This window comes from Streptomyces sp. SudanB182_2057, from assembly GCF_964272715.1.
Taxonomy (GTDB): domain Bacteria; phylum Actinomycetota; class Actinomycetes; order Streptomycetales; family Streptomycetaceae; genus Streptomyces; species Streptomyces rubradiris.
Map to the genome: position 1 here is coordinate 6,218,679 of NZ_OZ186798.1, position 25,952 is coordinate 6,244,630.

Below are 25,952 nucleotides of genomic sequence, written 5' to 3' on the forward strand. Positions count from 1 at the left end.
CGTGGCCGCGTGCCCCGCGCGCCCGCGGGGAAAGCCTGGGCCGCCGGCCGAGGGCGGTGGGTTGGAGACCGGCGGCCCTACCGCTTCAGGAACGGGTGTCCTGTGCGGGCTGCTACCAGTTGACTGCGGAGCGCCGTTCTCCGCGAGTGCGCACGGGGGCTTCGTACGGGCGAAGGAATCACACGGGGCGCGTGCCCGGGCGGTGTGCGCCCGGAGCATGTGCGCGTATGCGGTGCGCGCCCGGCGCGCGTGCGGCGTGCCCGCGCGGCCACGTGGACGGCCGAACGCGCCCGAGCGCGGCTGTTGTCGGCATCGCGAGCCCGGCACGGGCGCGTGCGGGTCTGCGGACGGAGCCGCGTGGGCCGCCGTGAAGGGCCCGTTCCCCGCTCACCACCCGCGCGCGTGCCACTCCGGCAGATGCGGCCGCTCCGCGCCCAGCGTCGTGTCGTCGCCGTGCCCCGGGTAGACCCATGTCTCGTCCGGCAGCACGTCGAAGATCTTCGTCTCCACGTCGTGGATCAGGCTGGCGAAGGCCTTCGGGTCCTTGTTCGTGTTGCCGACACCGCCGGGGAAGAGGCAGTCGCCGGTGAAGACGTGCGGGTGGCCGTGCGGGTCGTCGTAGACCAGCGCGATCGAACCGGGCGTGTGACCGACCAGATGGCGCGCGGTCAGCTCCACCCGGCCCACCCTGATCACGTCGCCGTCGTCGACCAGGACGTCCGTGGGCACGGGGATGCCGGCGGCGTCCTCGCGGCCGGCGTACGTACGCGCGCCCGTGGCCGCGACCACCTCGGCGAGCGCCTGCCAGTGATCACCGTGCCGGTGCGTGGTGACGACGGACGCGATGCCGTCGTCACCGATCATGCCGAGGAGCGTCCGCGCCTCGTTGGCGGCATCGATCAGGAGCTGCTCGTCGGTGGCCCGGCAGCGCAGCAGGTAGGCGTTGTTGTCCATCGGGCCGACCGCGATCTTGGTGATCATCAGGTCTTTCAGCTCGTGCACATCCGCCGGTCCGCCGACCTTGACCTCTCCGGAGTACGTCATATCGGCAGCCTATAGCGGGAGGGGCCCGGCGCACGGCCGCCCGGACGGGTCGGGGGACGGCCGTGATCCGCGCGAGGTCCCCTAGTAGTGCTTCGTTACGTTGAGTGATCACGGCTGATGGTGGGCAGCTTCCTGGAGTGAGGTTGGGGGAAGTGGAACGGCTCCGGGGCGAGTTGGCGGAGTTCGTTGCCGATGTGTTCGGGTCGTTTCCGCGGCGGGATCAGCGGCGGTGGGGCGAGTGCTATCTGCGAGGCTTGATGCTCGATGGCCGGCGCAAGTCCATCCAGCCGATGGCCGAGCGTCTGCCGGACGGGAACATGCAGGCCCTGCAGCAGTTCGTGAACCAGTCGCCGTGGGATCCCTTACCGGTGAGGCGGCGGATCGCCGAGCGGTTGTGCGAGGCCATCCGCCCTGAGGTGTGGGTGATCGACGACGTGTCGTTCCCCAAGTGCGGCACCGCGTCGGTGGGTGTGGCCCGCCAGTACTGCGGAGCGGTCGGCAAACGGGCGAACTGCCAGGTCGCGGTCAGTGTCCATGCCGCCACCGACACCGCCTCATGCCCGCTGCAGTGGCAGTTGTATCTGCCGCGTGAGTGGACGGACGAGCCGGACCGGTGCCGCAGGGCAGGAGTCCCCGACGACGTGGTGCACCGGGAGAAGTGGCGTCTGGCGCTCGGCCTTTTGGACACGCTCGCCCAGTGGCAGTTGAAGGCGCCGGTCGTGGTCGCCGACGCCGGCTACGGCGTCAGTACCCCGTTCCGGCTCGGCCTCCAGGCGCGAGGGCTGTCCTATGTCCTGGCCCTGAACGGGAAGGAAGTCGCTCACTTGGAGGATGCCGAGCCGCACCAGCCTGCTTATGGCGGGCTCGGACCACCCACCCTTCCCCGCTACCGCACCCCACCGCGAGCCGTCTGCGTCCTCGCCGCGCAGGCGGGTGCCAAGCAGTTCACCGAGGTGACCTGGAGGCAGGGCAGCAAAGGCGCGATGACCTCACGGTTCGCGGTGCTGACCGTGCGGCCCGCGGGCAAGCAGTCCCTGGCCGCAGCTCAGGAGGCCGGCGGCGGCCGCAACCAGTGGGACGGCGTCCTGCCCGTCCAGACACTCCTCATCGAATGGCCGGACGGCCAGGACACCCCGACGGACTACTGGATATCGAACCTGCCCGCCACCACACCAGTCGCTGACCTGGTGCGGTGGGCCAAGATGCGCTGGCGGATCGAGCACGATTACCGCGAGCTCAAGCACGGCCTCGGACTGGACCATTTCGAGGGCCGCACCTGGCGCGGCTGGCACCATCACGTCACCCTCGTCACCGCCGCACAAGCCTTCCTCACCCTCAGGCGGCACGACCCAAAAGCCCGCATACCGGCCTGACCCTCTACCAGGTCCTCGACGCTCTTCAGGACCTGCTGAGGTGCTGGACCGGTACCTGCGCCACCTGCGGACGACCCCTGCCCAGCCCTCGGAGAAGCCGCAGACAGCCCAGAACCTAACGAAGCACTACTAGGCCCTGTCGTCAAACTCCCGCCTGCCTCGCGACGCCATGCACGCTCCCCCAAGCTCTTCGAGCAGGGGGTGCCCCCACTCGCCGCACCGGGCCCAGACCCAAGTACGCCCAGTACGAGGGTCAGGGCCCGGCACTCCCCCAGCCTCCGGCCGGGGGGACCCCCAGAGCACGCACCTGACGCCGCGCGGCCCGCCCTTCGGGCGGACGGCGGGAGTTTGACGACAGGACCTAGAGCGGGGGCAGCTTCGGCAGTTCCCCGCCGGTCACCTCCAGCGCCGTGCCGTCGCGGCGCCCGGCGAGCCAGCCCAGCAGGTCCGCCGGCCGGCCGGTGACCGTGATCCCGGGTACGTCGGCCACGCGCCCGGTGCTCCACGCGCGCGTGCCGTCCGTGAGGCGGGTCGCCGGGACACCGGAGTGCCCGGAGAACCGCTCCGCGAGGAAGCCGGTCTCCCGCTCCACGAACTCGGCCGGCAGGTCCTCCAGCTCGTACCCGATCCCGAGGTCCACGTGGTGCAGCGCCACCTCCCCCCACCGGCGGAACGGGACCCGCGACGCGGAGTCGGTGACCCCGTTGCGCAGCTCCACCGTGCGCGTCCAGTCCGCGGGCGCGTCCCCGGCCGCCTGGAAGCGGGCCGCGCTGTCCCGGACGTCGGCGACCTGAACCTCCACAGGACGCGGCGCGCCCTTCTCGATGTCGGCGTCCCGCGCCTCGGTGCTCGCGTACATGGGACGGCCCTCGAGGACGTTCACGAGCGCGTCCGCGTTCCGGGCGAGGTGGGTCAGGACGTGCCCGCGGCTCCAGCCCGGGAGCCGTGACGGCCCGGCGACCGCGGCGTTGTCCAGTGCGGCGACCGCGGTGAGTAGCCGGTCGGTCGCCTCGCGTACACAGGCCAGGTCATGAGCGTGATCCATCATGGCGCCGACCCTAGCCCGGCCACTCCTTCGGGTGAAGGTGACGAACCCCGCCCGCAAATCGAATGCACGTGCTATATCGTCGAGGGCGGCATCGGGCATGCTGGAGGGCCGGGGATTGTTATGCAACCGGGCAATCCGCCCGACGTTGTCAGTGGCTCCCCCTAGTGTGAAGAAGCACGGGGGCCCCGCCCCTGTCACTTCTCCCAAGAAAGGTGCGGACCGGCGTGGCCGACCGTCTCATCGTCCGTGGCGCGCGCGAGCACAATCTGAAGAATGTCTCGCTCGACCTGCCTCGTGACTCGCTCATCGTCTTCACGGGCCTGTCCGGGTCGGGCAAGTCCTCCCTGGCCTTCGACACGATCTTCGCGGAGGGCCAGCGCCGTTACGTGGAGTCGCTCTCCTCGTACGCGCGGCAGTTCCTCGGCCAGATGGACAAGCCCGACGTCGACTTCATCGAGGGGCTTTCCCCCGCGGTCTCCATCGACCAGAAGTCGACCTCGCGCAACCCCCGCTCGACGGTCGGCACGATCACCGAGGTCTACGACTACCTGCGTCTGCTCTTCGCGCGCATCGGCAAGCCGCACTGCCCCGAGTGCGACCGCCCGATCTCGCGCCAGTCGCCGCAGGCCATCGTGGACAGGGTCCTGGAGCTGCCCGAGGGGAGCCGCTTCCAGGTGCTCTCCCCGTTGGTGCGCGAGCGCAAGGGCGAGTTCGTCGACCTCTTCGCCGACCTCCAGACCAAGGGCTACTCCCGCGCGCGCGTGGACGGCCAGACCATCCAGTTGTCCGACCCGCCGGCCCTGAAGAAGCAGGAGAAGCACACCATCGAGGTGGTCGTGGACCGCCTCACGGTGAAGGACTCCGCCAAGCGGCGCCTGACCGACTCCGTGGAGACGGCCCTCGGCCTGTCCGGCGGCATGGTCGTGCTCGACTTCGTGGATCTCCCCGAGGACGACCCCGAGCGCGAGCGCATGTTCTCGGAGCACCTCTACTGCCCGTACGACGACCTGTCCTTCGAAGAGCTGGAGCCCCGCTCCTTCTCCTTCAACTCGCCCTTCGGCGCCTGCCCCGAGTGCACCGGCATCGGCACGCGCATGGAGGTCGACCCGGAGCTGATCGTCCCGGACGAGGACAAGTCCCTGGACGAGGGCGCCATCCACCCCTGGTCGCACGGACACACCAAGGACTACTTCGGCCGTCTGATCGGCGCCCTCGCGGACGCCCTCGGTTTCCGCACGGACATCCCCTTCGCGGGCCTGCCGCAGCGCGCCAAGAAGGCCCTGCTCCACGGCCACAAGACCCAGATCGAGGTGCGCTACCGCAACCGGTACGGCCGCGAGCGGGTCTACACCACCCCCTTCGAGGGGGCGGTGCCCTTCGTCAAGCGCCGGCACAGCGAGGCCGAGAGCGACGCCAGCCGCGAGCGCTTCGAGGGGTACATGCGCGAGGTGCCCTGCCCCTCCTGCGAGGGCACGCGCCTGAAGCCCATCGTCCTCGCGGTCACGATCATGGGGAAGTCGATCGCCGAGGTCTCCGCGATGTCGATCAGCGACTGCGCGGACTTCCTGGGCGAGCTGAAGCTGAGCGCCCGTGACAAGAAGATCGCCGAGCGGGTCCTGAAGGAGGTCAACGAGCGGCTGCGCTTCCTGGTCGACGTCGGCCTGGACTACCTCTCGCTCAACCGCGCGGCCGGCACCCTCTCCGGTGGCGAGGCCCAGCGCATCCGCCTGGCCACCCAGATCGGCTCCGGTCTCGTCGGCGTCCTGTACGTCCTGGACGAGCCGTCCATCGGCCTGCACCAGCGGGACAACCACCGGCTGATCGAGACCCTGGTCCGGCTGCGCGACATGGGCAACACGCTCATCGTCGTGGAGCACGACGAGGACACGATCAAGGTCGCCGACTGGATCGTGGACATCGGCCCCGGCGCCGGCGAGCACGGCGGCAAGGTCGTGCACAGCGGCTCCGTGAAGGAACTGCTGGACAACACCGAGTCGCAGACCGGCGCGTACCTCTCGGGCCGCAAGGCGATCCCGCTCCCGGACGTACGCCGCCCGCTCGACCCGTCCCGGCAGCTCACCGTGCACGGCGCCCGCGAGAACAACCTCCGGGACATCGACGTGTCCTTCCCGCTGGGCGTGTTCACGGCCGTCACCGGTGTCTCCGGCTCCGGCAAGTCGACCCTGGTCAACGACATCCTGTACACCCACCTGGCCCGCGAGCTGAACGGCGCCCGGACCGTCCCCGGACGGCACACCCGCGTCGACGGCGACGACCTGGTGGACAAGGTGGTGCACGTCGACCAGTCGCCGATCGGCCGGACCCCGCGGTCCAACCCGGCGACGTACACCGGTGTCTTCGACCACATCCGCAAGCTGTTCGCCGAGACCACCGAGGCGAAGGTCCGTGGCTACCTGCCCGGCCGCTTCTCCTTCAACGTCAAGGGCGGCCGCTGCGAGAACTGCGCGGGCGACGGCACGATCAAGATCGAGATGAACTTCCTCCCGGACGTCTACGTCCCGTGCGAGGTCTGCCACGGCGCCCGGTACAACCGGGAGACCCTGGAGGTCCACTACAAGGGCAAGTCCATCGCCGAGGTCCTGAACATGCCGATCGAGGAGGCCATGCACTTCTTCGAGGCGGTCCCGGCGATCTCCCGCCACCTGAAGACGCTGAACGACGTCGGTCTCGGCTACGTCCGCCTCGGCCAGTCCGCCACCACCCTCTCCGGTGGTGAGGCGCAGCGCGTCAAGCTCGCCAGCGAACTGCAGAAGCGATCCACCGGACGCACGGTCTACGTCCTGGACGAGCCGACCACCGGTCTGCACTTCGAGGACATCAGCAAGCTGCTCAAGGTCCTCGGCGGACTGGTCGACAAGGGCAACACGGTCATCGTCATCGAGCACAACCTCGACGTGATCAAGACCGCCGACTGGATCGTGGACATGGGCCCCGAGGGCGGCGCCGGAGGCGGCCTGGTCGTCGCCGAGGGCACGCCGGAGGAGGTCGCCGGGGTCCCGGCCAGCCACACGGGCAAGTTCCTGCGGGAGATCCTCGGCGCCGACCGCGTCAGCGACGCCCAGCAGGTCAAGTCAGAGCGCGGCGGCACGACCCGGAAGACGGCCGCGGCCAAGGCACCGGCGAAGAAGACGGTGACGGCCAAGGCCAACAGCACCGCCGCCAAGTCCAAGGCCAACAGCACCGCGGCCAAGAAGGCCGCCACGGCCACGAAGAAGGCGACGTCCGCGAAGAAGACCACGCGGACCCGCAGTTCCTGAGACGACAGGCCTGGCGGACGGCTTCGTCCAGCCGGTCTGACGTCTCATCAAGAAATCGGCGCCCCACGGGAACTTCCCGTGGGGCGCCGCTCGTTCCACCATCAGCAGGCCCGGTCCGGCGGCCCGGCAGGTCCCCGCACCACCACCGGCCCGGTCGTACCTTGTCAACAGCACAGGGAAGAACAGCCGCTCACAGGGAAGAACAGCCGCTCACGGCGCGGCCGGATCACCCAGCTCCGCCGCGTACGGCGGCTCGGCCCCCGCCCGCGAACAGGTGATCGCCGCCGCCCGGGCCGCGAAGCGCAACAGCCGTGTCCAGCCCTCCGTCCCGAGGGCGGCGAGCGCTTCGGCGGACAGCGCCTCACGGGCGGCCAGCCCGTGCAGCAGGGCCGCGTTCACCGTGTCGCCGGCCCCGATGGTGTCCACGACATCGACCTTCTCACCCGGCACGGAAAGCTCCCCGCCGTCCCGGGTGAACACGGTCAGACCGTCGCCGCCCCGCGTGATCACCACGGCCGCCGGTCCCGCGGCCAGCCATGCGCGCGGCGTGCCGCCGAGCCACGCCGCGTCCTCCGCGGACAGCTTCAGCAGCGTCACCGAGGGCAGCCAGCTCCGGAAACGCTCCCGGTAGGCGTCCGCGTCCGGGATCAGTCCCGCCCGGACATTGGGATCGAGCGCGGTGAACAGACCCTGCCCGGCAGCGGTCCGCAGCAGCTCCTCGTAGGCGCTCGCCCCCGGTTCCAGGACGAGCGAGCAGGTGCCGAAGGAGACCGCGCGCGTCCCGGCGGGGAGCGCGGCGGGGGCGGTGAACAGACGGTCGGCGGTGCCGTCGACGTAGAAGGAGTAGGCGGCCGAGCCGCCGGCGTCGAGCGTGGCCACGGCGAGGGTCGTCGGCTCCGGCCCCCGCTGTACGAGGGACACGTCGACCCCGGTCCGCCGCAGCCCGTCCAGCAGGGTCTCACCGAAGGCATCGGACGACACGCGCGAGCAGAAGGCGGTGGGGGAGCCGAGCCTGCCGAGGGCCACGGCGGTGTTGTACGGCCCGCCGCCCGGCGCCGGCTTCAGGTCCGCGAGGGCACCGGGGCCCTGCGGTACCAGGTCGATCAGTGCCTCACCGGCGACGACGATCACGAGGCGGTTCCCTTCTCGGACAGCGCGGACGGTGCGGTGCGTCCGGCGGCTTCGGCGCGGCCCGGCACCGGGGCGGCCGCAGGACGCGCGGTGGACGAACCTTCACCGCGCGGGTCCACCGTTCCTCACCGATCCGACCACCCGGCCCTCGGTCGTCTTCCGGCCGGGACGCTATCCCATGACCCGGCTCGGCGTAAACGCTCACGTGAGCGACCACACGCGTCGCCCCCCGCTCGAGGAGCGGCCCCTCTGTCCCGGTATCGTGCGCTCCGCACACCCCTTGACCAGTGGAGTCCAGATGCCCGCCCGCTCCTCCGCGAGCCGTCGTACCGTCCTTCGAGGGGCCGCCGCGGCCCCGGTCGCCGGGCTCGCCCTGGCCGCGTGTTCCTCCCCGGACGAAGGCGGCTCGTCATCCGCCGCCACCGAGTCCGTCGACCTCGGCAAGGAGAGCGAGGTCGCGAAGGGCGGGGCGAAGCTCTACCGGGATCACAACGTGGTGGTCAGCCGTGACCAGGACGGCGGCCTCAAGGCGTACAGCACGATCTGCACGCACGCGGGGTGCCCCATCAACAAGCTGGAGGGGACGACGCTGGTCTGCCCCTGCCACGGCAGCCGGTTCGACGCCGTCACCGGAAAGGTGGTCGCCGCGCCGGCCACCGAGCCGCTGATCGAGCTGGCGGTGAAGGCCACCGACGGCCGGATCGTCGCCGGTCCGGCGAACTGACTGCGGAGCCGCCGGGGCCAGGGCCGGGCGGCGCGGGGGCGAGGGCCGGTCACTCCCAGTCCCAGGCGATCCCCAGGATGCCCGGCCGCAGCCGTGGCTCGACCAGATGGGCGGTGTGATGCGGACCGGTCACGGGCAGCTCCTGCCGGCCGGTGCGCGGGGCCGCCACCGAGTGCTGGGCGAAGCGATGACAGCGCACCGGCAGGGCCGCCGCGTCGAAGCGCACCTGGAGGGCGTACTGGCCGCCGGGGACGCCGCACCGGTGACGGTACTCACGGGACGCCCCGGCCGTGCCGTCCTCGACGGCGTACCGGAAGAGAAAGGTGTCGCCCGAGCGTAACCGCGTGCCGAAGAGCAGCTCGGCCACCAGGACGCCGGTGTCCCGGTCCCAGCGCAGGCGCCCGGTGCGGCAGTTCTCCAGGGCGTGCACGGTGACGCGGCGGGGGTCGCAGCCGGGGTCTCCGTGATGGACGGCGACGAAGCGGTCGACGCCGTCGTGGTGGGCGCGCACGATGTGGTGGGCCTCACGGCTCGCCAGCTCCCGCCGGGCGCCGATCCGGACGCATTCGTGGTGGCTCAGGGTGCGCAGTCCGCCGTCCAGTGACCAGCCGAGGCCGGCCGTGAGCCGGTCGAGAACGTCCGACGCCTCGACCAGGGAGCGGTAGGAGTGGCCCGCCGGGTGGTCTGCGGACGCCTGCCCGCCGGACTCGGCGAGCAGCCGGATCAGCGACTCGTCGGGCAGCCGGAGGATCTCCTCCAGCGCCCGTACGGCCCGCAGCGACTCCGGGCGCTGCGGGCGGCGCGCGCCCTGCTGCCAGTAACTCAGGCTGGTGACGCCCACCTTGACCCCGTGACGCGACAGATGGTGCTGCACCCGCTGGAGCGGCAGTCCGCGTGCGGCGATAGCGGCGCGCAGCGCCACGTGGAAGGGGCCGCCCCGCAGGGCCGTGTCCAGTTCCGCGGCGGGGACGTCCGCGTGCTCTGTGGCATGCCGCATGCCGAGGGGCCTTTCTGTGAGTGTCACTACGCCCGGTCACACCGCCTGCGCCGGTGTGCGGGACCGCCTCCGTGGGCGCGGCGCACACCCGGGGCCGGGCAGGCCGAGCCCGCACACCTGGGTGCGCGGCGCCGATTCCCCCGCATTGAAGCGTGTTGACCAGGACCCGACAACACCTCGGCCCGGTCGTTCCGGACGACTGGCCGGACCTCGCCGTCGCGCGGACGGCGGAGCGGACCGGAACGTGTCGCGGTGGGCCCTCGTCCCGGGCCCCGCCGGCAAGCGGCGGGCGGGCCGCGCCCGGCGCGTCCCCGACGCCCGGCATGGCCGGATCCCGGCCGTCGGACATGCCGGGACCCCGCGCCCGCGCCCTGGCAGCGGACACCCCGGCCCACGGCACACCCCGGCTGCCCAAGGCACACCGACCCACGGCGCACCTCTCGGCCCACACGCACCCCCGGCCGCCCACGGCACACCGTCGGTCCGGGCGGGCCGCCGTACGGGTGCGAGGGTTATCCACAGGCCCGGCACAGGACCCGACGCGGTGTCGGTGCTCGCCAGTAGGGTGTGAGACATGGCCGATCCCTCCAGCTACCGCCCCAGGCCGGGTGACGTCCCGGACTCCCCGGGGGTGTACAGGTTCCGCGACGAGCACCGCCGGGTGATCTACGTCGGAAAGGCGAAGAGCCTGCGCCAGCGCCTGGCGAACTACTTCCAGGACCTGGCGAACCTGCACCCGCGCACCCGGACGATGGTGACCACCGCCGCGTCCGTGGAGTGGACCGTGGTGTCCACGGAGGTCGAGGCACTGCAGCTGGAGTACTCCTGGATCAAGGAGTACGACCCCCGGTTCAACGTCAAGTACCGCGACGACAAGAGCTACCCGTACCTCGCGGTGACGATGAACGAACAGTTCCCCCGCGTCCAGGTGATGCGCGGTCACAAGAAGAAGGGCGTGCGGTATTTCGGGCCGTACGCGCACGCGTGGGCCATCCGGGACACCGTCGACCTGCTGCTGCGGGTGTTCCCGGTGCGCACCTGCTCGGCCGGTGTCTTCAAGAACGCCGCCCGCACCGGCCGCCCCTGTCTGCTCGGCTACATCGACAAGTGCTCCGCGCCCTGCGTCGGCCGGATCACCCCCGAGGACCACCGGGAGCTGGCCGAGGAGTTCTGCGACTTCATGGCCGGCCGGACCGGCACCTACCTCCGCCGTCTGGAGAAGCAGATGATGGAGGCGGCCGAGGAGATGGAGTACGAGCGGGCGGCCCGTCTGCGCGACGACATCGGGGCGTTGAAGAAGGCCATGGAGAAGAACGCGGTCGTCCTCGCCGACGCGACCGACGCCGACCTCATCGCCGTCGCCGAGGACGAGCTGGAGGCGGCCGTGCAGATCTTCCACGTACGCGGCGGCCGGGTCCGCGGTCAGCGCGGCTGGGTCACCGACAAGGTCGAGGACGTCACCACCGGCGCCCTGGTCGAGCACGCCCTGCAGCAGCTGTACGGCGAGGAGAGCGGGGACGCCGTTCCCAAGGAGGTGCTGGTCCCGGCCCTGCCCGAGCCGGTCGAGCCGATCCAGGAGTGGCTGACCGGCCGCCGCGGGGCGAACGTGTCGCTGCGCATCCCGCAGCGCGGCGACAAGAAGGCGCTCATGGAGACCGTGCGGCGCAACGCCCAGCAGTCCCTCGCGCTGCACAAGACCAAGCGCGCCTCCGACCTGACCACCCGCTCGCGCGCGCTGGAGGAGATCGCCGAGGCCCTCGGCCTGGACAGCGCCCCGCTGCGGATCGAGTGCTACGACATCTCCCATCTCCAGGGCGACGACGTGGTGGCCTCCATGGTCGTCTTCGAGGACGGGCTCCAGCGCAAGGGCGAGTACCGCCGCTTCCAGATCAAGGGCTTCGCCGGCCAGGACGACGTGCGCTCCATGCACGAGGTGATCAGCCGCCGCTTCCGGCGTTACCTCGCCGAGAAGGAGCGGACGGGGGAGTGGGCCGACGGCACCGGCACCGGCCCCCTCGGCGACGCCACCGGCACCGACCCCCTCGGTGACGACGGCCCCGGCACCGACGGCACGCTCGCCGGCCCGGAGGTGATCACGGACTCCCTCAAGGACGACGACGGCCGGCCCCGGAAGTTCGCCTACCCGCCCCAGCTCGTGGTCGTCGACGGCGGACAGCCGCAGGTCGCCGCGGCCCAGCGCGCCCTGGACGAACTGGGCATCGACGACATCGCCGTCTGCGGTCTCGCCAAGCGCCTGGAGGAGGTCTGGGTGCCCGGCGAGGACGACCCGGTGGTGCTGCCCCGCACCAGCGAGGGCCTCTACCTCCTCCAGCGGGTGCGCGACGAGGCGCACCGCTTCGCGATCACCTACCAGCGCACCAAGCGCGCCAAGCGCTTCCGCGCCGGCCCGCTGGACGACGTCCCCGGCCTCGGGGAGACCCGCAAACAGGCCCTCATCAAGCATTTCGGCTCGGTGAAGAAGCTGCGGTCCGCCACAATCGAGCAGATCCAGGAAGTGCCCGGGATAGGCCGGAAGACGGCGGAGACCATCGCCGTGGCCCTCGCCCAGGCGGCCCCGGCAGCACCCGCCGTGAACACGGCGACCGGAGAGATCATTGAGGACGAGGAACCCGACACGACGGGGGGTTCCTCGGGGGAGCCCGTGACCGCGGGCGTCCCGGACGAACGACGGGGGCAGGAGACATGACGGAGCACGACGCACAGCCCAGGGCACAGCGGGATCGGACGCACGGCGCCACGGGCGGCGAGGCCGTCCGGCAGGACACCGGCCAGGGCCCGGCCCGGCCCGACGCCGGCCGGGAGACGGGCCAGGACAACGGAGCACAGGTGAGTACGGGCAGCGAGACAGCCGGGGTCCCCGAGGCGGCCATCCCCGAGCTGGTGATCATTTCCGGGATGTCCGGAGCCGGCCGGTCCACGGCCGCCAAGTGTCTGGAGGACCTCGGCTGGTTCGTCGTGGACAACCTGCCGCCCGCCCTCATCCCCACCATGGTGGAGCTGGGCGCCCGCTCGCAGGGCAACGTGGCGCGGATCGCGGTCGTCGTGGACGTGCGCGGCCGGCGCTTCTTCGACAACCTGCGCGAGTCCCTCGCCGACCTGGACACCCGGGGCGTCACCCGGCGCATCGTCTTCCTGGAGTCCTCCGACGAGGCCCTGGTCCGCCGCTTCGAATCGGTGCGCCGGCCGCACCCGCTCCAGGGCGACGGACGCATCGTGGACGGCATCGTCGCCGAGCGCGAGCTGCTGCGCGAGCTGCGCGGCGACGCCGACCTGGTGATCGACACCTCCAGCCTCAACGTGCATGAGCTGCGCGCCAAGATGGACGCCCAGTTCGCCGGGGAGGAAGAGCCCGAGCTGCGGGCCACGGTGATGTCCTTCGGCTTCAAGTACGGCCTCCCGGTCGACGCCGACCTGGTCGCGGACATGCGGTTCCTGCCCAACCCGCACTGGGTCCCGGAGCTGCGTCCCTACACCGGCGTCAACGAGGAGGTCGCGGCCTACGTCTTCAACCAGCCCGGTGCGAAGGAGTTCCTGGACCGGTACGCCGAACTCCTGCGGCTCATCGCCGCCGGCTACCGGCGCGAGGGCAAGCGGTATGTGACCATCGCCATCGGCTGTACCGGCGGCAAGCACCGCTCGGTCGCGATGTCGGAGAAGCTCGCCGCGCGCCTGGCGGCCGAGGGCGTGGAGACGGTGGTCGTGCACCGGGACATGGGACGGGAATGACGCAACGTACACCGCGGCTGGGCAGGCTGCGCCGGATAGTGCCCGAGGCGCGCGGCGGCCGCCCGGCCGAGGCCCGCGGCGGCCGGCCCCGTCGGCGCGGCGCCCAGCCCAAAGTGGTCGCGCTCGGCGGCGGCATGGGCTTGTCCGCGTCGCTCGCCGCGCTGCGCCGGATCACCGGTGACCTCACCGCCGTCGTCACCGTGGCCGACGACGGCGGCTCCAGCGGCCGGCTCAGAGACGAGCTGGGTGTGCTGCCGCCCGGCGATCTGCGCAAGGCGCTGGCCGCGCTGTGCGGGGACGACGAGTGGGGTCAGACCTGGGCCCGGGTCATCCAGCACCGCTTCCAGTCCCAGGGCGATCTGCACGAGCACGCGGTGGGCAATCTGCTGATCGTCGCCCTGTGGGAGCAGCTCGGCGACCATGTGCAGGCCCTGGACCTGGTCGGCAAGCTGCTCGGCGCGCACGGCCGGGTGCTGCCCATGTCCGCCGTGCCGCTGGAGTTGCAGGCCCTGGTCAAGGGCCACGACCCGGAGCGCCCGGACGACGTGGACACGGTGCGCGGACAGGCGACGGTCGCCCTGACCCCCGGCGAGGTGCAGTCGGTGCACCTGGTGCCCAACGACCCGCCCGCGGTCCCCGAGGCCGTGGCGGCGGTCCTGGACGCGGACTGGGTGGTGCTGGGCCCCGGCTCCTGGTTCTCCTCGGTCATCCCGCACCTGCTGGTGCCCGAGCTGCTGGACGCCCTCACCGAGACCAAGGCGCGCCGTGTGCTCTCGCTGAACCTGGCGCCGCAGCCGGGAGAAACCGAGGGCTTCTCACCGCAGCGTCATTTGGAGGTTTTGGGGCGACACGCCCCTAAACTCGCCCTGGACGTGGTGCTGGCCGACGAGGCCGCCGTGCCCGACCGCGATTCGCTCACCGAGGCCGCCAAGCGGCTGGGAGCCGCGGTCGAGCTGGCGCCGGTGGCCCGGACCGACGGATCGCCCCGGCACGACCCGGAGCTGTTGGCCGCCGCGTACGACCGTATTTTTCGGATGCATGGAAGGATCGGCCCATGGCGATGACGGCAGCGGTGAAGGACGAGATCTCCCGGCTCCCCGTCACCCGGACCTGCTGCAGGAAGGCGGAGGTCTCCGCCATCCTGCGGTTCGCCGGCGGCCTCCACCTGGTGAGCGGGCGCATCGTGATCGAGGCCGAGCTGGACACCGCGATGGCGGCGCGCCGGCTCAAGCGGGACATCCTGGAGATCTTCGGCCACAGCTCCGAGCTGATCGTGATGGCCCCCGGCGGGCTGCGCCGCGGCTCGCGCTACGTCGTCCGGGTCGTCGCGGGCGGTGACCAGCTGGCCCGGCAGACCGGCCTGGTCGACGGGCGGGGCCGGCCGATCCGCGGGCTGCCCCCGCAGGTGGTCTCCGGGGCCACCTGTGACGCCGAGGCGGCCTGGCGCGGGGCCTTCCTGGCGCACGGCTCGCTGACCGAACCCGGCCGCTCCTCCTCCCTGGAGGTGACCTGCCCGGGCCCGGAGGCGGCGCTCGCCCTGGTCGGCGCGGCCCGCAGGCTGTCCATCGCCGCGAAGGCCCGCGAGGTGCGCGGGGTGGACCGGGTGGTCGTCCGGGACGGCGACGCGATCGGCGCCCTGCTCACCCGGCTGGGCGCGCACGAGTCGGTGCTGGCCTGGGAGGAGCGCCGGATGCGCCGCGAGGTGCGGGCCACGGCCAACCGGCTCGCCAACTTCGACGACGCCAACCTGCGCCGCTCGGCCCGGGCCGCCGTGGCCGCCGGCGCCCGTGTCCAGCGGGCCCTGGAGATCCTCGGCGACGAGGTTCCCGAGCACCTCGCCGCCGCCGGGCGGCTGCGCATGGAGCACAAGCAGGCATCCCTGGAGGAGCTGGGAGCGCTCGCCGACCCGCCGCTGACCAAGGACGCGGTAGCGGGCCGTATCCGCCGGCTGCTGGCGATGGCCGACAAGCGGGCGGCCGATCTGGGCATCCCGGGCACGGAGGCCAACCTCACCGAGGAACTGGCCGAGAACCTGGCCGGCTGAAACCGGACGGAGCGTCAACTCGCCGGTGCCAATGCCCCCCTTTCGGGTGGCCGGCACCGGCGTTCGCGTGTCCATGAGGCGCTCTTGACTCGATCATCGAGTGCCATGAGCCTGGCAGCCTTGTTCGCCGCTGGTGCGGACCACCTGTAGGGGGGTTCATGAGACACGGAGCGAGATCGATCCTCGCTGTCGGCGCGCTGATGATCGGCGGAGCGAGCCTGGCACCCACGGCCCAGGCGCGGAGCGGAGACCCGGCACCCGCGCCGGAAGAGGTCAGGGTCTTCCACGCGGAGGTCACGGAGCAACAGGTACCCCTGCTGCTCAAGGCCGGTCAGGACGGTCACGAACTCGGTGAGCGGACGGCCGCGGGAGGCAGGACCCGGGTCGAGGTCTACCTCACCGGCACGCAGGCCGCGCGACTGCGCGAGCAGGGCGTCGCCCTCACCGAGCACACCCTCTCGGCCAAGGCCGAGGCCCGGGTCGAGGACGCGGCCCAGGGCGTGTTCCGCCCGTACGGCGGAAGCGGCGGGCTGAAGGAGGAGATCCTCCGCACCGCCGCGGCCCACCCCGGCCTCACCAAGGTCGAGTCCATCGGCAAGACCGTCAGGGGCCAGGACATCCTCGCGCTCAAACTGACCAGGAACGCGAGGACGTCCGAGGACGGCGCCAAGCCGGCCGTGCTCTACATGTCCAATCAGCACGCGCGCGAGTGGATCACGCCGGAGATGACCCGCCGGCTGATGCACCACTACCTGGACCACTACAAGACCGACCGGCGCATCAAGAAGATCGTCGACTCCACCGAGCTGTGGTTCGTCCTCTCGGCCAACCCGGACGGCTACGACTACACCTTCAAGGCCCCCGACACCCGCCTGTGGCGCAAGAACCTGCGGGACGTCGACGGCGACGGGGTCATCGGCGGCGGCGACGGCGTCGACCTCAACCGCAACTTCCCCTACAAGTGGGGCTACGACAACGAGGGTTCGTCCCCCAACCCCACCAGCCAGACCTACCGCGGCGCGAGCCCCGGGTCCGAGCCGGAGACCAGGGCCCTGGACGCCCTGGAGAAGCGGATCGGCTTCCGCTACGGCATCAACTACCACTCCGCTGCCGAACTCCTGCTCTACGGCGTGGGCTGGCAGGTGGCCACGCCGACCCCCGACGACGTCCTCTACCGGGCCCTGGCCGGCACACCGGACAACTCGGCCGTCCCCGGCTACCGTCCGCAGGTCTCCTCCGAGCTGTACACCACCAACGGCGAGGCGGACGGCCACGCGTCGAACGTCAACGGGATGGCCATGTTCACCCCGGAGATGTCGACCTGCCGGACCGTGTCGGACAGCGACCCGGACGACGCCTGGGACAGCCGGGACTGCCGGTCGGGCTTCACCTTCCCCGACGACGAGAAGCTGATCCAGCGGGAGTTCGCCAAGAACGTCCCGTTCGCGCTCTCCGTCGCGGAGACCGCGGCGCACCCCGACCGGCCGGCCTCCGCCGTCGGCCTGGACGCCGCCGACTTCACCCCGGCCGCGTTCACCACGTCGTACTCCCGGGGCGCGGACCAGGAGGTCGCGGTCGTCGCCCGCAAGTCGGTCCGGGACAAGGAGCTGAAGTACCGCGTCAACGGCGGCCGCACCCTCGACCAGGCGCTCAGGCCCTGGAAGGGCGGCGAGACCTACGGCGGCGAGGACAACCTCTACTTCGACGAGTACCGCGCCGAGGTGCGGGACGGCGAGCCGGGCGACCGGGTGGAGGTGTGGTTCACCGGCGAGACCAGGAGCGGCAAGAAGGTCTCCAGCCCCCACTTCACCTACACCGTCGCGCGGCGCCCGGCCGCCGACACCCTCGTGGTCGCCGAGGAGGGCACCCCCGCCACCCAGGCACGGGCCTACACGGACGCGCTCCGGGCCGCCGGGCACCGGGCCCTCGTGTGGGACGTGGCGACCCAGGGCGCCCCGGACGCGCTCGGCGTGCTGAAGCACTTCCGGACGGTCGTGCACTACTCCGGCGCGAGCGGCCCCGGCAACGCCACCCAGCTGCGCCTGCGCGCCTACCTCAACGAGGGCGGCAGGCTGATCGAGGCCGGCGAGCGGGCCGGCGGCAGCGTCGACCTCGGCGGCGGCACCCTCTCGGACGACTTCAGCCAGTACTACCTGGGCGCCTACAACCGGATGCCGGCCGAGGGAGCCAGAGGTTTCACCGGCTCCGGCGCGCTCGCCGGCTTCTCCGGCGCCCTCGGCGACGCGCCCGGCAACCCGCTCGACGCGGCGGGTACCTACGGCGTCACCTCCGAGGAACTGCCGGTCGCCGCGTTCCCGCAGTTCCGGAGCGCGGGCGCGGGGGCGTTCAGCGGGACCGTCAACCCGTACGGGCCGTACGCGGGCGCCTTCATGGCCGCCGCCGCGCACACCGACGACGCCTACAAGCGCCTCACCCGCACCGTCGACCTCACCGGTGTCACCGCCGCCGACAAGCCGGCCCTGAGCGCCCGGCTGCTGTGGGACACCGAACCCGGCTACGACCACGTGGTGGTCGAGGCGCACACCGTGGGCGCCGACGACTGGACCACGCTGCCGGAGGTCTCGGGGGCCACGCGGACGGCCGTGCCGGACGAGTGCGGCTCGCTGACCGGCGAGCACCCGTGGCTCAGGCACTACCTGACGCCGGCCGCCAACGCCTGCGCCGCGACCGGGACCACCGGCGCCTGGAACAGCCTCAATGGCACCTCCGCCGGCTGGCAGCGGGTGAGCTTCGACCTGAGCGCGTACGCCGGGAAGTCCGTCGAGGTCTCGATCGGGTACATCACCGACACCGGCACCGGCGGGTACGGCGTCCTGGCCGACGAGACCTCCCTGGTCGTCGGCGGCGCGGCGCGCGAGCCGGAGGGCTTCGAGTCGTCCCTGGGTGCCTGGCGGGCGTCCGGGCCGCCCGCGGGCAGCGCCCCGGTCCGCAAGGACTGGGCCCGCACCGGGGCCCTGTTCCGGACCTACGCGGCGGTCACCACGGACGACACCGTGCTGCTCGGATTCGGCCTGGAACAGGTGGTCTCGGCGGCCGACCGGACGGCCCTGCTGAGGAAGGCGTTCGCCGCGCTCGACAGGTGAGCGCGGACCCCTCTCAACGGTGCGCGGACGGCTGGTTCATCAAGTGAGCCGACCCGCTCACGAACGAGTGAAAATGGCGCCCGAGGTGCCCGGCATTCCGTAACAAATACGGGTGAATCCACTGTCGATCCGGGGCGGTCCGTACCTCTACTGGCGGGTACGGACCGCCTGCCCGTGTATGGGTCATCTCGATGTCACCCAGGGGGCCTCAGAGAGGTAGGGTCGGGGGTGGTCGGGGACATCCCAAACAGAGCTCGCCGGCACCGCATAGCCGGCGTACCAACGAGGAGATCGGTTCGTGACGATCCGCGTAGGCATCAACGGCTTCGGCCGCATCGGTCGTAACTACTTCCGCGCCCTGCTGGAGCAGGGGGCGGACATCGAGGTTGTGGCTGTCAACGACCTGGGTGACACCGCGACCACCGCCCACCTGCTCAAGTACGACACGATCCTGGGCCGCCTCAAGCAGGAGGTCACCCACACCGCCGACACGATCACCGTCGACGGCCACACCATCAAGGTGCTCTCCGAGCGCAACCCGGCCGACATCCCGTGGGGCGAGCTGGGTGTCGACATCGTCATCGAGTCCACCGGCATCTTCACCAAGAAGGAAGACGCCGAGAAGCACATCGCCGGCGGCGCCAAGAAGGTCCTCATCTCGGCTCCGGCCAAGGACGAGGACATCACCATCGTCATGGGCGTCAACCAGGACAAGTACGACCCGGCGAGCCACCACGTCATCTCCAACGCCTCCTGCACCACCAACTGTGTGGCGCCGATGGCCAAGGTCCTCGACGAGAACTTCGGCATCGTCAAGGGCCTGATGACGACGGTGCACGCGTACACCAACGACCAGCGCATCCTGGACTTCCCGCACAAGGACCTGCGCCGCGCCCGGGCCGCCGCCGAGAACATCATCCCGACCACCACCGGTGCCGCCAAGGCCACCGCCCTGGTCCTGCCGCACCTCAAGGGCAAGCTGGACGGTATGGCCATGCGCGTCCCGGTCCCGACCGGTTCGGTCACCGACCTGGTCGTGGAGCTGAGCCGCGAGGTCACCAAGGAAGAGGTCAACGCCGCCTTCCAGAAGGCCGCCGAGGGCGAGCTGAAGGGCCTCCTCGACTACACCGAGGACCCGATCGTCTCCTCCGACATCGTCAACGCCCCGGCGTCCTGCACCTTCGACTCCTCCCTGACCATGGTCCAGGAGGGCAAGAACGTGAAGGTCATCGGCTGGTACGACAACGAGTGGGGCTACTCCAACCGCCTCGTGGACCTCACGGTCTTCGTCGGCAACCAGCTCTGATCGTAAACAGCGGGACCACGAAGTGAGAGCAGGGCTCGGGCAGCGCACCGTCGCGCTGACCGGGCCCTGTCCCACGTAGCGACCACGCCCTTTTACGATCAGGTGCACACGAGCCCTCCTCAGGAGTCCACCCCATGAAGACGATCGACGAACTTCTCGCCGACGGCGTGAGCGGCAAGCGGGTCTTCGTCCGCGCCGACCTCAACGTGCCGCTCGCCGACGGCACGATCACCGACGACGGCCGCATCCGCGCCGTCCTGCCCACCGTCAAGGCCCTCGCGGACGCGGGCGCCAAGGTGGTCGTCGCCTCGCACCTGGGCCGCCCCAAGGGCGCCCCGGACCCCGCCTTCTCGCTGCTGCCCGCGGCCGAGCGCCTCGGTCAACTGCTCGGCGCCCCCGTCGCCTTCGCCGAGGACACCGTCGGCCCCGCCGCCCACGAGGCCGTCGACGGCCTCCAGCCGGGCCAGGTCGCGGTCATCGAGAACCTGCGCTTCAACCCCGGCGAGACGTCCAAGGACGACACCGAGCGAGGGGAGTTCGCCGACCGGCTCGCCGCCCTCGCGGATGTCTACGTGGGCGACGGCTTCGGCGCCGTCCACCGCAAGCACGCCTCGGTCTTCGACCTCCCGGCCCGGCTGCCGCACTACGCCGGCTACCTGATCGCCACCGAGGTCGGCGTGCTGAAGCAGCTCACCGACGACGTCAAGCGGCCGTACGCGGTCGTGCTCGGCGGCGCCAAGGTGTCCGACAAGCTGGGCGTCATCGACCACCTGCTGGAGAAGGCCGACCGCATCCTCATCGGCGGCGGCATGGCCTACACCTTCCTCAAGGCCCAGGGCCACGAGGTCGGCATCTCCCTGCTCCAGGAGGACCAGATCCCGGCGGTCAAGGAGTACATGAAGCGCGCCGAGGAGCGCGGGGTGGAGTTCGTCCTCCCCGTCGACGTCCTCGTCTCGCCCGACTTCCCGGACCTGAAGACCAAGGCCCCGGCCAACCCCACCACGGTCGCCGCGACCGCCATCCCGGCCGACCAGGAGGGCCTGGACATCGGCCCGCAGACCCGTACGCTGTACGCTTCGAAGCTCGCCGACGCCGCGACCGTCTTCTGGAACGGTCCCATGGGCGTCTTCGAGCACCCCGACTACGCCGAGGGCACCAAGGCGGTCGCCCAGGCCCTCGTCGACTCCGACGGCTTCACCGTCGTCGGCGGCGGTGACTCCGCCGCGGCCGTGCGCACGCTCGGCTTCGACGAGAAGGCATTCGGCCACATCTCGACCGGTGGCGGCGCCTCCCTCGAATACCTCGAGGGCAAGACGCTCCCCGGCCTCGCCGCACTGGAGGACTGACCTCGATGAGCACGCGCACGCCGCTGATGGCGGGCAACTGGAAGATGAACCTCAACCACCTCGAGGCCATCGCGCACGTCCAGAAGCTCGCCTTCGCCCTGGCCGACAAGGACTACGAGGCCGTGGAGGTCGCCGTCCTGCCGCCCTTCACCGACCTGCGCTCCGTGCAGACCCTGGTCGACGGCGACAAGCTCAAGATCAAGTACGGTGCCCAGGACATCTCCCGGCACGACTCCGGCGCCTACACCGGCGAGATCTCCGGCTCCATGCTGGCCAAGCTGAAGTGCACCTACGTGGCGATCGGCCACTCCGAGCGCCGCCAGTACCACAACGAGACCGACGAAGTGGTCAACGCCAAGGTCAAGGCCGCCTACAAGCACGGCCTCACCCCGATCCTGTGCGTCGGCGAGGAACTGGACGTCCGCGAGGCGGGCAACCACGTCACCCACACCCTCGCCCAGGTCGAGGGCGGTCTGAAGGACCTCCCGGCCGAGCAGGCCGAGACCGTCGTGATCGCCTACGAGCCCGTGTGGGCCATCGGCACCGGCAAGGTCTGCGGCGCCGAGGACGCCCAGGAGGTCTGCGCCGCCATCCGCGCCAAGATCGCCGAGCTGTATTCCCAGGACGTGGCCGACAAGGTCCGCATCCAGTACGGCGGCTCCGTGAAGTCGGGCAACTGCGCCGAGATCATGGCCCAGCCCGACATCGACGGCGCCCTGGTCGGCGGTGCCTCGCTGGACGCCGACGAGTTCGTCAAGATCGTGCGCTTCCGCGATCAGTGACGCCCCGACCGTGAGTAGGCGGTAGCGGCGATACGTCGTACTCTTGCGGGGGCACAGCCGAGCGCTGTGCCCCCGTCGTCCATCCGAATCCGAGGAAGTTGGTCCAGCCGTGGTTTTGGGGTTCTCGATCGCCCTGATCGTCTTCAGCCTGCTGCTGATGCTGCTGGTGCTGATGCACAAGGGGAAGGGCGGCGGCCTGTCCGACATGTTCGGCGGCGGCATGCAGTCCTCCGTCGGCGGTTCCTCGGTCGCCGAGCGCAACCTCGACCGGATCACCATCGTGATCGGCCTGCTGTGGTTCGCCTGCATCATCGTCCTCGGCCTCGTGATGAAGTCGAACAGCTGACGCCGGACCGGCGCGAACCGGCCGTACTTCCGGACCGCGCCGCGGATTTCCCACGCGAAGCCCCATGTTGGGTACGCGCCTGTGAGCGCGGCCTATCATGGGGCTTGCGTCTTGGTGTGGGGGCCGGTAACTCCAATCACTGGACGCGCGTTGGGCCTTACGTAGACTGAGGCGCTCGCGGCGAAGCGAAACGCCGACTCGCTTCGCGGCACCATCACGCAGGGAGTTACGACCGTGGCAAGTGGCAACGCGATCCGAGGAAGCCGGGTCGGGGCGGGGCCGATGGGCGAGGCCGAGCGCGGCGAGTCCGCGCCGCGTCTGCGCATCTCCTTCTGGTGCTCCAACGGGCACGAGACGCAGCCCAGCTTCGCCAGCGACGCGCAGGTTCCCGAGACCTGGGACTGCCCCCGCTGCGGCTTTCCGGCCGGCCAGGACCGGGACAATCCGCCGGCCCCGCCGCGCACCGAGCCCTACAAGACGCACCTCGCGTACGTGCGCGAGCGGCGCAGCGACGCGGACGGCGAGGCGATCCTCGCCGAGGCGCTCGCCAAACTGCGGGGCGAGATCTAGCACTTCACACCGGCCGGGTGCCCGAGGGCGCCCGGCCGGAGCCGTCTGACGGCCACTCGGCGCCGGTCGATTGTCAGTGGCGCCCTCTACGGTTCTCGTTACAGCGTGAACCGACGGGGGAGGTACGGCGATGGCCGGGACGGGCAGCGAGCGGGCTCCGGCGTGGCGCGGGGGCTTCGGACGGCTGTGGAGCGCGGCGGTGCTCTCCGGCTTCGGTGACGCGCTGCGTACGGCCGCGCTGCCGTTGCTCGCCGCCTCGCTGACCGACCGGCCCCTGCTCGTCGCCACGGTGGTCGCCTGCGGCTATCTGCCCTGGATCGTCTTCGGCCTGCTCGGCGGGGCCGTCGCCGACCGCGTGGACCAGCGGCGTGTGATGTGGACGGTGGACGCGGTGCGCGGGCTGCTCATGGCCTCCTTCGCGGTGGTCGTCGCCCTGGGGCACGCCTCGATCGCCTTGCTGATCGCGCTCGCCTTCACACTGACGACTCTTCAGACGCTGTTCGACAACGCCGCCACGGCCCTGCTGCCGGCGCTGGTGGGACCGGACGCCCTCGGCAGTGCCAACGCCCGGCTGATGACCGGTCAGAAGATCGCCGGTGGTCTGCTGGGGGCGCCCGCCGTGCCGATGCTGATGGCCGGGGGGACGTCGCTTCCCTTCGCGGTTGACGCGGCCACGTTCCTCGTGGCCGCCGCCTTGGTCGCCTCCCTGCGCACGGCCGTGCCCGAGCGCCGCCCGAGGCCGGCGGGTGGCGTCCTGCGCCGGGAGATCGCCGAGGGGTTGCGCGTCCTGTGGCGCGATCGGGCGCTGCGCGGGCTGTGTGCCGCGACGGCGCTGTGCAACGTCGGTATGGGGGCCTTGATCGCCACCTTGGTCGTCCTGGTCACCGGGTGGCTGGGCGCGGGCAGCGGCGGCTACGCGGCGGCGGCCACCGCGTACACGCTCGGGGGCCTGGCCGGAGGCGTGGCGAACCGGCGGATCACGGCCGGACTCGGCCCGTCGCGCGCGGTACTGCTCGCCGGAGCCGTGCAGACCGGCGCCCTCGTCGTCATGGGCACCGTGCGCAGCCTGGCCGCCCTGATGGCCGCCCTCGCGGTCTTCGGGTTCATGGGCATGCTGTGGAACGTCAACACCACCACTCTGATGCAGCAACGTACCCCCGCCGACCTGCTCGGCCGGGTCGGATCGGCCTTCCGCACCCTGGCCGTCGCGGGAGCCCCGCTGGGAGCGCTCCTCGGCGGTGCCGCGGCCACCGCCTGGGGTCTCAACACGCCGGCACTGCTGACAGCCGCGTTCTTCGTGCTGTCCGTCACCGCGCTGATACCGCTGCGCAAGCAGGACATCCCTGTGCCCGTGGCGGACGACGGCTCACCCCGGGCGCTGATCAATTAGGTTGGAGCCGGCAGCGGTACAGGTTGCAGGAAAGAAGGCTGAAGACGGACATGAACGCAGACGGCCGTACCAGGCTCCACCAGACGCCCGAGTGGACCGCCCTCGCCAAGCACCGGGAGGAGCTGGCGGACACCCGGCTGAGGGAACTGTTCGCCGCCGACCCCGGGCGCGGCACCGGGTACACGCTCAAGGTCGGCGACCTGTACATCGACTACAGCAAGCACCTGGTCACCGACGACACCCTGCGGCTGCTGCGCGAGCTGGCCGCGGCGACGGACGTCTTCGGACTGCGGGACGCCATGTTCCGCGGCGAGCGGATCAACGTCACGGAGGACCGGGCGGTGCTGCACACCGCGCTGCGCGCCCCGCGGGACGCCGTGATCGAGGTCGACGGCGAGAACGTCGTGCCCAAGGTGCACGCGGTGCTGGACAGGATGGCCGATTTCGCCGACCGGGTCCGCTCCGGCGAGTGGACCGGGTACACCGGCAAGCGCATCCGCAATGTGATCAACGTCGGCATCGGCGGCTCCGACCTCGGCCCCGCGATGGCCTACGAGGTGCTGCGCGCCTTCACCGACCGCGACCTCACGGTCCGCTTCGTCTCCAACGTGGACGGCGCCGACCTGCACGAGGCCACCCGGGACCTGGACCCGGCGGAGACGCTGTTCATCATCGCCTCCAAGACCTTCACCACCATCGAGACCATCACCAACGCCACCTCCGCGCGCCAGTGGCTGCTGGCCGCGCTGGGCGACGAGGCCGCGGTGGCGAAGCACTTCGTGGCGCTGTCGACGAACGCCGGGAAGGTCGCCGGGTTCGGCATCGACACGGACAACATGTTCGAGTTCTGGGACTGGGTCGGCGGGCGGTACTCCTACGACTCCGCGATCGGCCTGTCCCTGATGATCGCGATCGGCCCGGACCGGTTCCGGGAGATGCTCGACGGCTTCCACCTCATGGACGAGCACTTCCGCACCGCGCCCGCCGAGGCCAACGCCCCGCTGCTGCTGGGCCTGCTGGGCATCTGGTACGGCAACTTCCACGACGCCCAGTCGCACGCGGTGCTGCCGTACTCGCACTACCTGTCCAAGTTCACCGCCTACCTCCAGCAGCTGGACATGGAGTCCAACGGCAAGTACGTCGCCCGCGACGGCAGGCCGGTGGACTGGCAGACCGGGTCGGTGGTGTGGGGCACGCCCGGCACCAACGGGCAGCACGCCTACTACCAGTTGATCCACCAGGGCACCAAGCTGATCCCGGCGGACTTCATCGGCTTCGCCGAGCCGGTCGGCGAGCTGAGCGGGGAACTCAAGGCCCAGCACGACCTGTTGATGGCCAATTTCTTCGCCCAGACCCAGGCGCTGGCCTTGGCAAGACCGCCGAGGAGGTCCGCGCGGAGGGCGTGTCGGAGGACCTGGTCCCGCACAAGACCTTCCCGGGCGACCGGCCCACCACGACGATCCTCGCCCGCGCGCTGACCCCGTCCGTGCTCGGCCAGCTGATCGCCCTCTACGAGCACAAGGTGTTCGTCCAGGGCGCGGTGTGGAACATCGACTCCTTCGACCAGTGGGGCGTGGAGCTCGGCAAGGTCCTCGCCAAGAAGGTCGAACCCGCGCTCACCGAGGGCGCCGACGTCCCCGGCCTGGACGCGTCCACGAAGGCGCTGGTCGCCACGTACCGGGAGCTGCGCGGCCGGAGCTGAACCGGAAGCCCGCCGGCCCG

The 25,952-nt window shown here is 71.2% G+C and carries 18 protein-coding genes and 1 pseudogene; 15 read left to right on the plus strand and 4 right to left on the minus strand.

The features are described from left to right. Positions 1-387: 387 nt before the first annotated feature. Positions 388-1,044: an MBL fold metallo-hydrolase gene (locus ACSURM_RS27575; protein WP_436958491.1), complete on the minus strand. Its 657-nt coding sequence runs from the start codon at positions 1,042-1,044 to the stop codon at positions 388-390. 137 nt (positions 1,045-1,181) lie between these two features. Between ACSURM_RS27575 and ACSURM_RS27580 the strand changes: the two genes are divergently transcribed. Then, the gene (locus tag ACSURM_RS27580) at positions 1,182-2,417 is read left to right on the plus strand and encodes an IS701 family transposase (protein WP_436953732.1); all 1,236 of its coding nucleotides are present in this window, start codon (positions 1,182-1,184) and stop codon (positions 2,415-2,417) included. Positions 2,418-2,778: 361 nt separating this feature from the next. Here ACSURM_RS27580 and ACSURM_RS27585 read toward each other — a convergent pair whose 3' ends face one another. Next, the gene (locus ACSURM_RS27585; RefSeq protein ID WP_436958492.1) at positions 2,779-3,465 is read right to left on the minus strand and encodes a maleylpyruvate isomerase family mycothiol-dependent enzyme; all 687 of its coding nucleotides are present in this window, start codon (positions 3,463-3,465) and stop codon (positions 2,779-2,781) included. A gap of 224 nt (positions 3,466-3,689) precedes the next feature. Here ACSURM_RS27585 and uvrA point away from each other — a divergent pair, with 224 nt between their 5' ends. Beyond that, complete coding sequence (gene uvrA / locus ACSURM_RS27590) at positions 3,690-6,743, plus strand: excinuclease ABC subunit UvrA (RefSeq protein ID WP_436958493.1); 3,054 nt, start codon at positions 3,690-3,692, stop codon at positions 6,741-6,743. Positions 6,744-6,953: 210 nt separating this feature from the next. Here the strand turns inward: uvrA and ACSURM_RS27595 are convergent, their stop codons facing one another. Further along, positions 6,954-7,874 (minus strand): carbohydrate kinase family protein, encoded by a 921-nt coding sequence (locus ACSURM_RS27595; RefSeq protein ID WP_436958494.1) that lies wholly within the window; start codon positions 7,872-7,874, stop codon positions 6,954-6,956. A 298-nt stretch (positions 7,875-8,172) separates the two neighbouring features. Between ACSURM_RS27595 and ACSURM_RS27600 the strand changes: the two genes are divergently transcribed. After that, positions 8,173-8,598 (plus strand): Rieske (2Fe-2S) protein, encoded by a 426-nt coding sequence (locus ACSURM_RS27600; protein ID WP_289965486.1) that lies wholly within the window; start codon positions 8,173-8,175, stop codon positions 8,596-8,598. Between the two features lie 49 nt (positions 8,599-8,647). On the opposite strand, the gene ACSURM_RS27605 is transcribed toward ACSURM_RS27600, so the two are convergent. Continuing rightward, positions 8,648-9,595, minus strand: coding sequence for a hypothetical protein (locus ACSURM_RS27605; protein ID WP_436958495.1), 948 nt, complete (start codon positions 9,593-9,595; stop codon positions 8,648-8,650). A 574-nt stretch (positions 9,596-10,169) separates the two neighbouring features. On the opposite strand from ACSURM_RS27605, the gene uvrC reads away from it, so the two are divergent. From uvrC to pgi, 12 genes and pseudogenes are all read left to right on the plus strand, one after another. Next, complete coding sequence (gene uvrC, locus ACSURM_RS27610; RefSeq protein WP_436958496.1) at positions 10,170-12,302, plus strand: excinuclease ABC subunit UvrC; 2,133 nt, start codon at positions 10,170-10,172, stop codon at positions 12,300-12,302. Beyond that, positions 12,299-13,342 carry an RNase adapter RapZ gene (rapZ, locus tag ACSURM_RS27615; RefSeq protein WP_436958497.1) on the plus strand — a complete coding sequence of 348 codons (1,044 nt, stop codon included), beginning with the start codon at positions 12,299-12,301 and terminating at the stop codon, positions 13,340-13,342. The genes uvrC and rapZ overlap by 4 nt, the downstream gene beginning before the upstream one ends. Next, positions 13,339-14,406, plus strand: coding sequence for a gluconeogenesis factor YvcK family protein (locus ACSURM_RS27620; protein ID WP_436958498.1), 1,068 nt, complete (start codon positions 13,339-13,341; stop codon positions 14,404-14,406). The genes rapZ and ACSURM_RS27620 overlap by 4 nt, the downstream gene beginning before the upstream one ends. Beyond that, positions 14,397-15,386: a DNA-binding protein WhiA gene (gene whiA, locus ACSURM_RS27625; protein ID WP_030605113.1), complete on the plus strand. Its 990-nt coding sequence runs from the start codon at positions 14,397-14,399 to the stop codon at positions 15,384-15,386. Before ACSURM_RS27620 ends, whiA begins: the two co-directional genes overlap by 10 nt. A gap of 158 nt (positions 15,387-15,544) precedes the next feature. Continuing rightward, positions 15,545-18,490, plus strand: a complete 2,946-nt coding sequence (locus ACSURM_RS27630; protein ID WP_436958499.1) for a M14 family zinc carboxypeptidase — start codon at positions 15,545-15,547, stop codon at positions 18,488-18,490. 298 nt (positions 18,491-18,788) lie between these two features. Next, the gene (gene gap / locus ACSURM_RS27635) at positions 18,789-19,796 is read left to right on the plus strand and encodes a type I glyceraldehyde-3-phosphate dehydrogenase (RefSeq protein ID WP_359042401.1); all 1,008 of its coding nucleotides are present in this window, start codon (positions 18,789-18,791) and stop codon (positions 19,794-19,796) included. Between the two features lie 134 nt (positions 19,797-19,930). Further along, the gene (locus ACSURM_RS27640) at positions 19,931-21,142 is read left to right on the plus strand and encodes a phosphoglycerate kinase (RefSeq protein WP_436958500.1); all 1,212 of its coding nucleotides are present in this window, start codon (positions 19,931-19,933) and stop codon (positions 21,140-21,142) included. A gap of 5 nt (positions 21,143-21,147) precedes the next feature. Then, positions 21,148-21,924 carry a triose-phosphate isomerase gene (gene tpiA / locus ACSURM_RS27645; protein WP_436958501.1) on the plus strand — a complete coding sequence of 259 codons (777 nt, stop codon included), beginning with the start codon at positions 21,148-21,150 and terminating at the stop codon, positions 21,922-21,924. A 109-nt stretch (positions 21,925-22,033) separates the two neighbouring features. Beyond that, entirely contained in the window at positions 22,034-22,270 is a 237-nt protein-coding gene (gene secG, locus ACSURM_RS27650) for a preprotein translocase subunit SecG (RefSeq protein WP_078637776.1), read from the plus strand. A gap of 234 nt (positions 22,271-22,504) precedes the next feature. Further along, entirely contained in the window at positions 22,505-22,840 is a 336-nt protein-coding gene (locus tag ACSURM_RS27655; RefSeq protein ID WP_078637775.1) for an RNA polymerase-binding protein RbpA, read from the plus strand. A 130-nt stretch (positions 22,841-22,970) separates the two neighbouring features. Continuing rightward, on the plus strand, positions 22,971-24,230 hold the full coding sequence (locus ACSURM_RS27660) for an MFS transporter (protein WP_436958503.1): 1,260 nt from the start codon (positions 22,971-22,973) through the stop codon (positions 24,228-24,230). Positions 24,231-24,280: 50 nt separating this feature from the next. After that, positions 24,281-25,932: pseudogene (gene pgi, locus ACSURM_RS27665) on the plus strand (glucose-6-phosphate isomerase). The last annotated feature ends 20 nt before the right edge of the window (positions 25,933-25,952 follow it).

What these genes read in the sequence shown, in the direction of transcription:
- ACSURM_RS27575 (WP_436958491.1), bottom strand. Translation starts at nt 1,044, where the DNA reads ATGACGTACTCCGGAGAGGTCAAGGTCGGCGGACCGGCGGATGTGCAC.
- ACSURM_RS27585 (WP_436958492.1), bottom strand. Translation starts at nt 3,465, where the DNA reads ATGATGGATCACGCTCATGACCTGGCCTGTGTACGCGAGGCGACCGAC.
- ACSURM_RS27600 (WP_289965486.1), top strand. Translation starts at nt 8,173, where the DNA reads ATGCCCGCCCGCTCCTCCGCGAGCCGTCGTACCGTCCTTCGAGGGGCC.
- ACSURM_RS27605 (WP_436958495.1), bottom strand. Translation starts at nt 9,595, where the DNA reads ATGCGGCATGCCACAGAGCACGCGGACGTCCCCGCCGCGGAACTGGAC.
- uvrC (WP_436958496.1), top strand. Translation starts at nt 10,170, where the DNA reads ATGGCCGATCCCTCCAGCTACCGCCCCAGGCCGGGTGACGTCCCGGAC.
- rapZ (WP_436958497.1), top strand. Translation starts at nt 12,299, where the DNA reads ATGACGGAGCACGACGCACAGCCCAGGGCACAGCGGGATCGGACGCAC.
- ACSURM_RS27620 (WP_436958498.1), top strand. Translation starts at nt 13,339, where the DNA reads ATGACGCAACGTACACCGCGGCTGGGCAGGCTGCGCCGGATAGTGCCC.
- whiA (WP_030605113.1), top strand. Translation starts at nt 14,397, where the DNA reads ATGGCGATGACGGCAGCGGTGAAGGACGAGATCTCCCGGCTCCCCGTC.
- ACSURM_RS27630 (WP_436958499.1), top strand. Translation starts at nt 15,545, where the DNA reads ATGAGACACGGAGCGAGATCGATCCTCGCTGTCGGCGCGCTGATGATC.
- ACSURM_RS27640 (WP_436958500.1), top strand. Translation starts at nt 19,931, where the DNA reads ATGAAGACGATCGACGAACTTCTCGCCGACGGCGTGAGCGGCAAGCGG.
- tpiA (WP_436958501.1), top strand. Translation starts at nt 21,148, where the DNA reads ATGAGCACGCGCACGCCGCTGATGGCGGGCAACTGGAAGATGAACCTC.
- ACSURM_RS27660 (WP_436958503.1), top strand. Translation starts at nt 22,971, where the DNA reads ATGGCCGGGACGGGCAGCGAGCGGGCTCCGGCGTGGCGCGGGGGCTTC.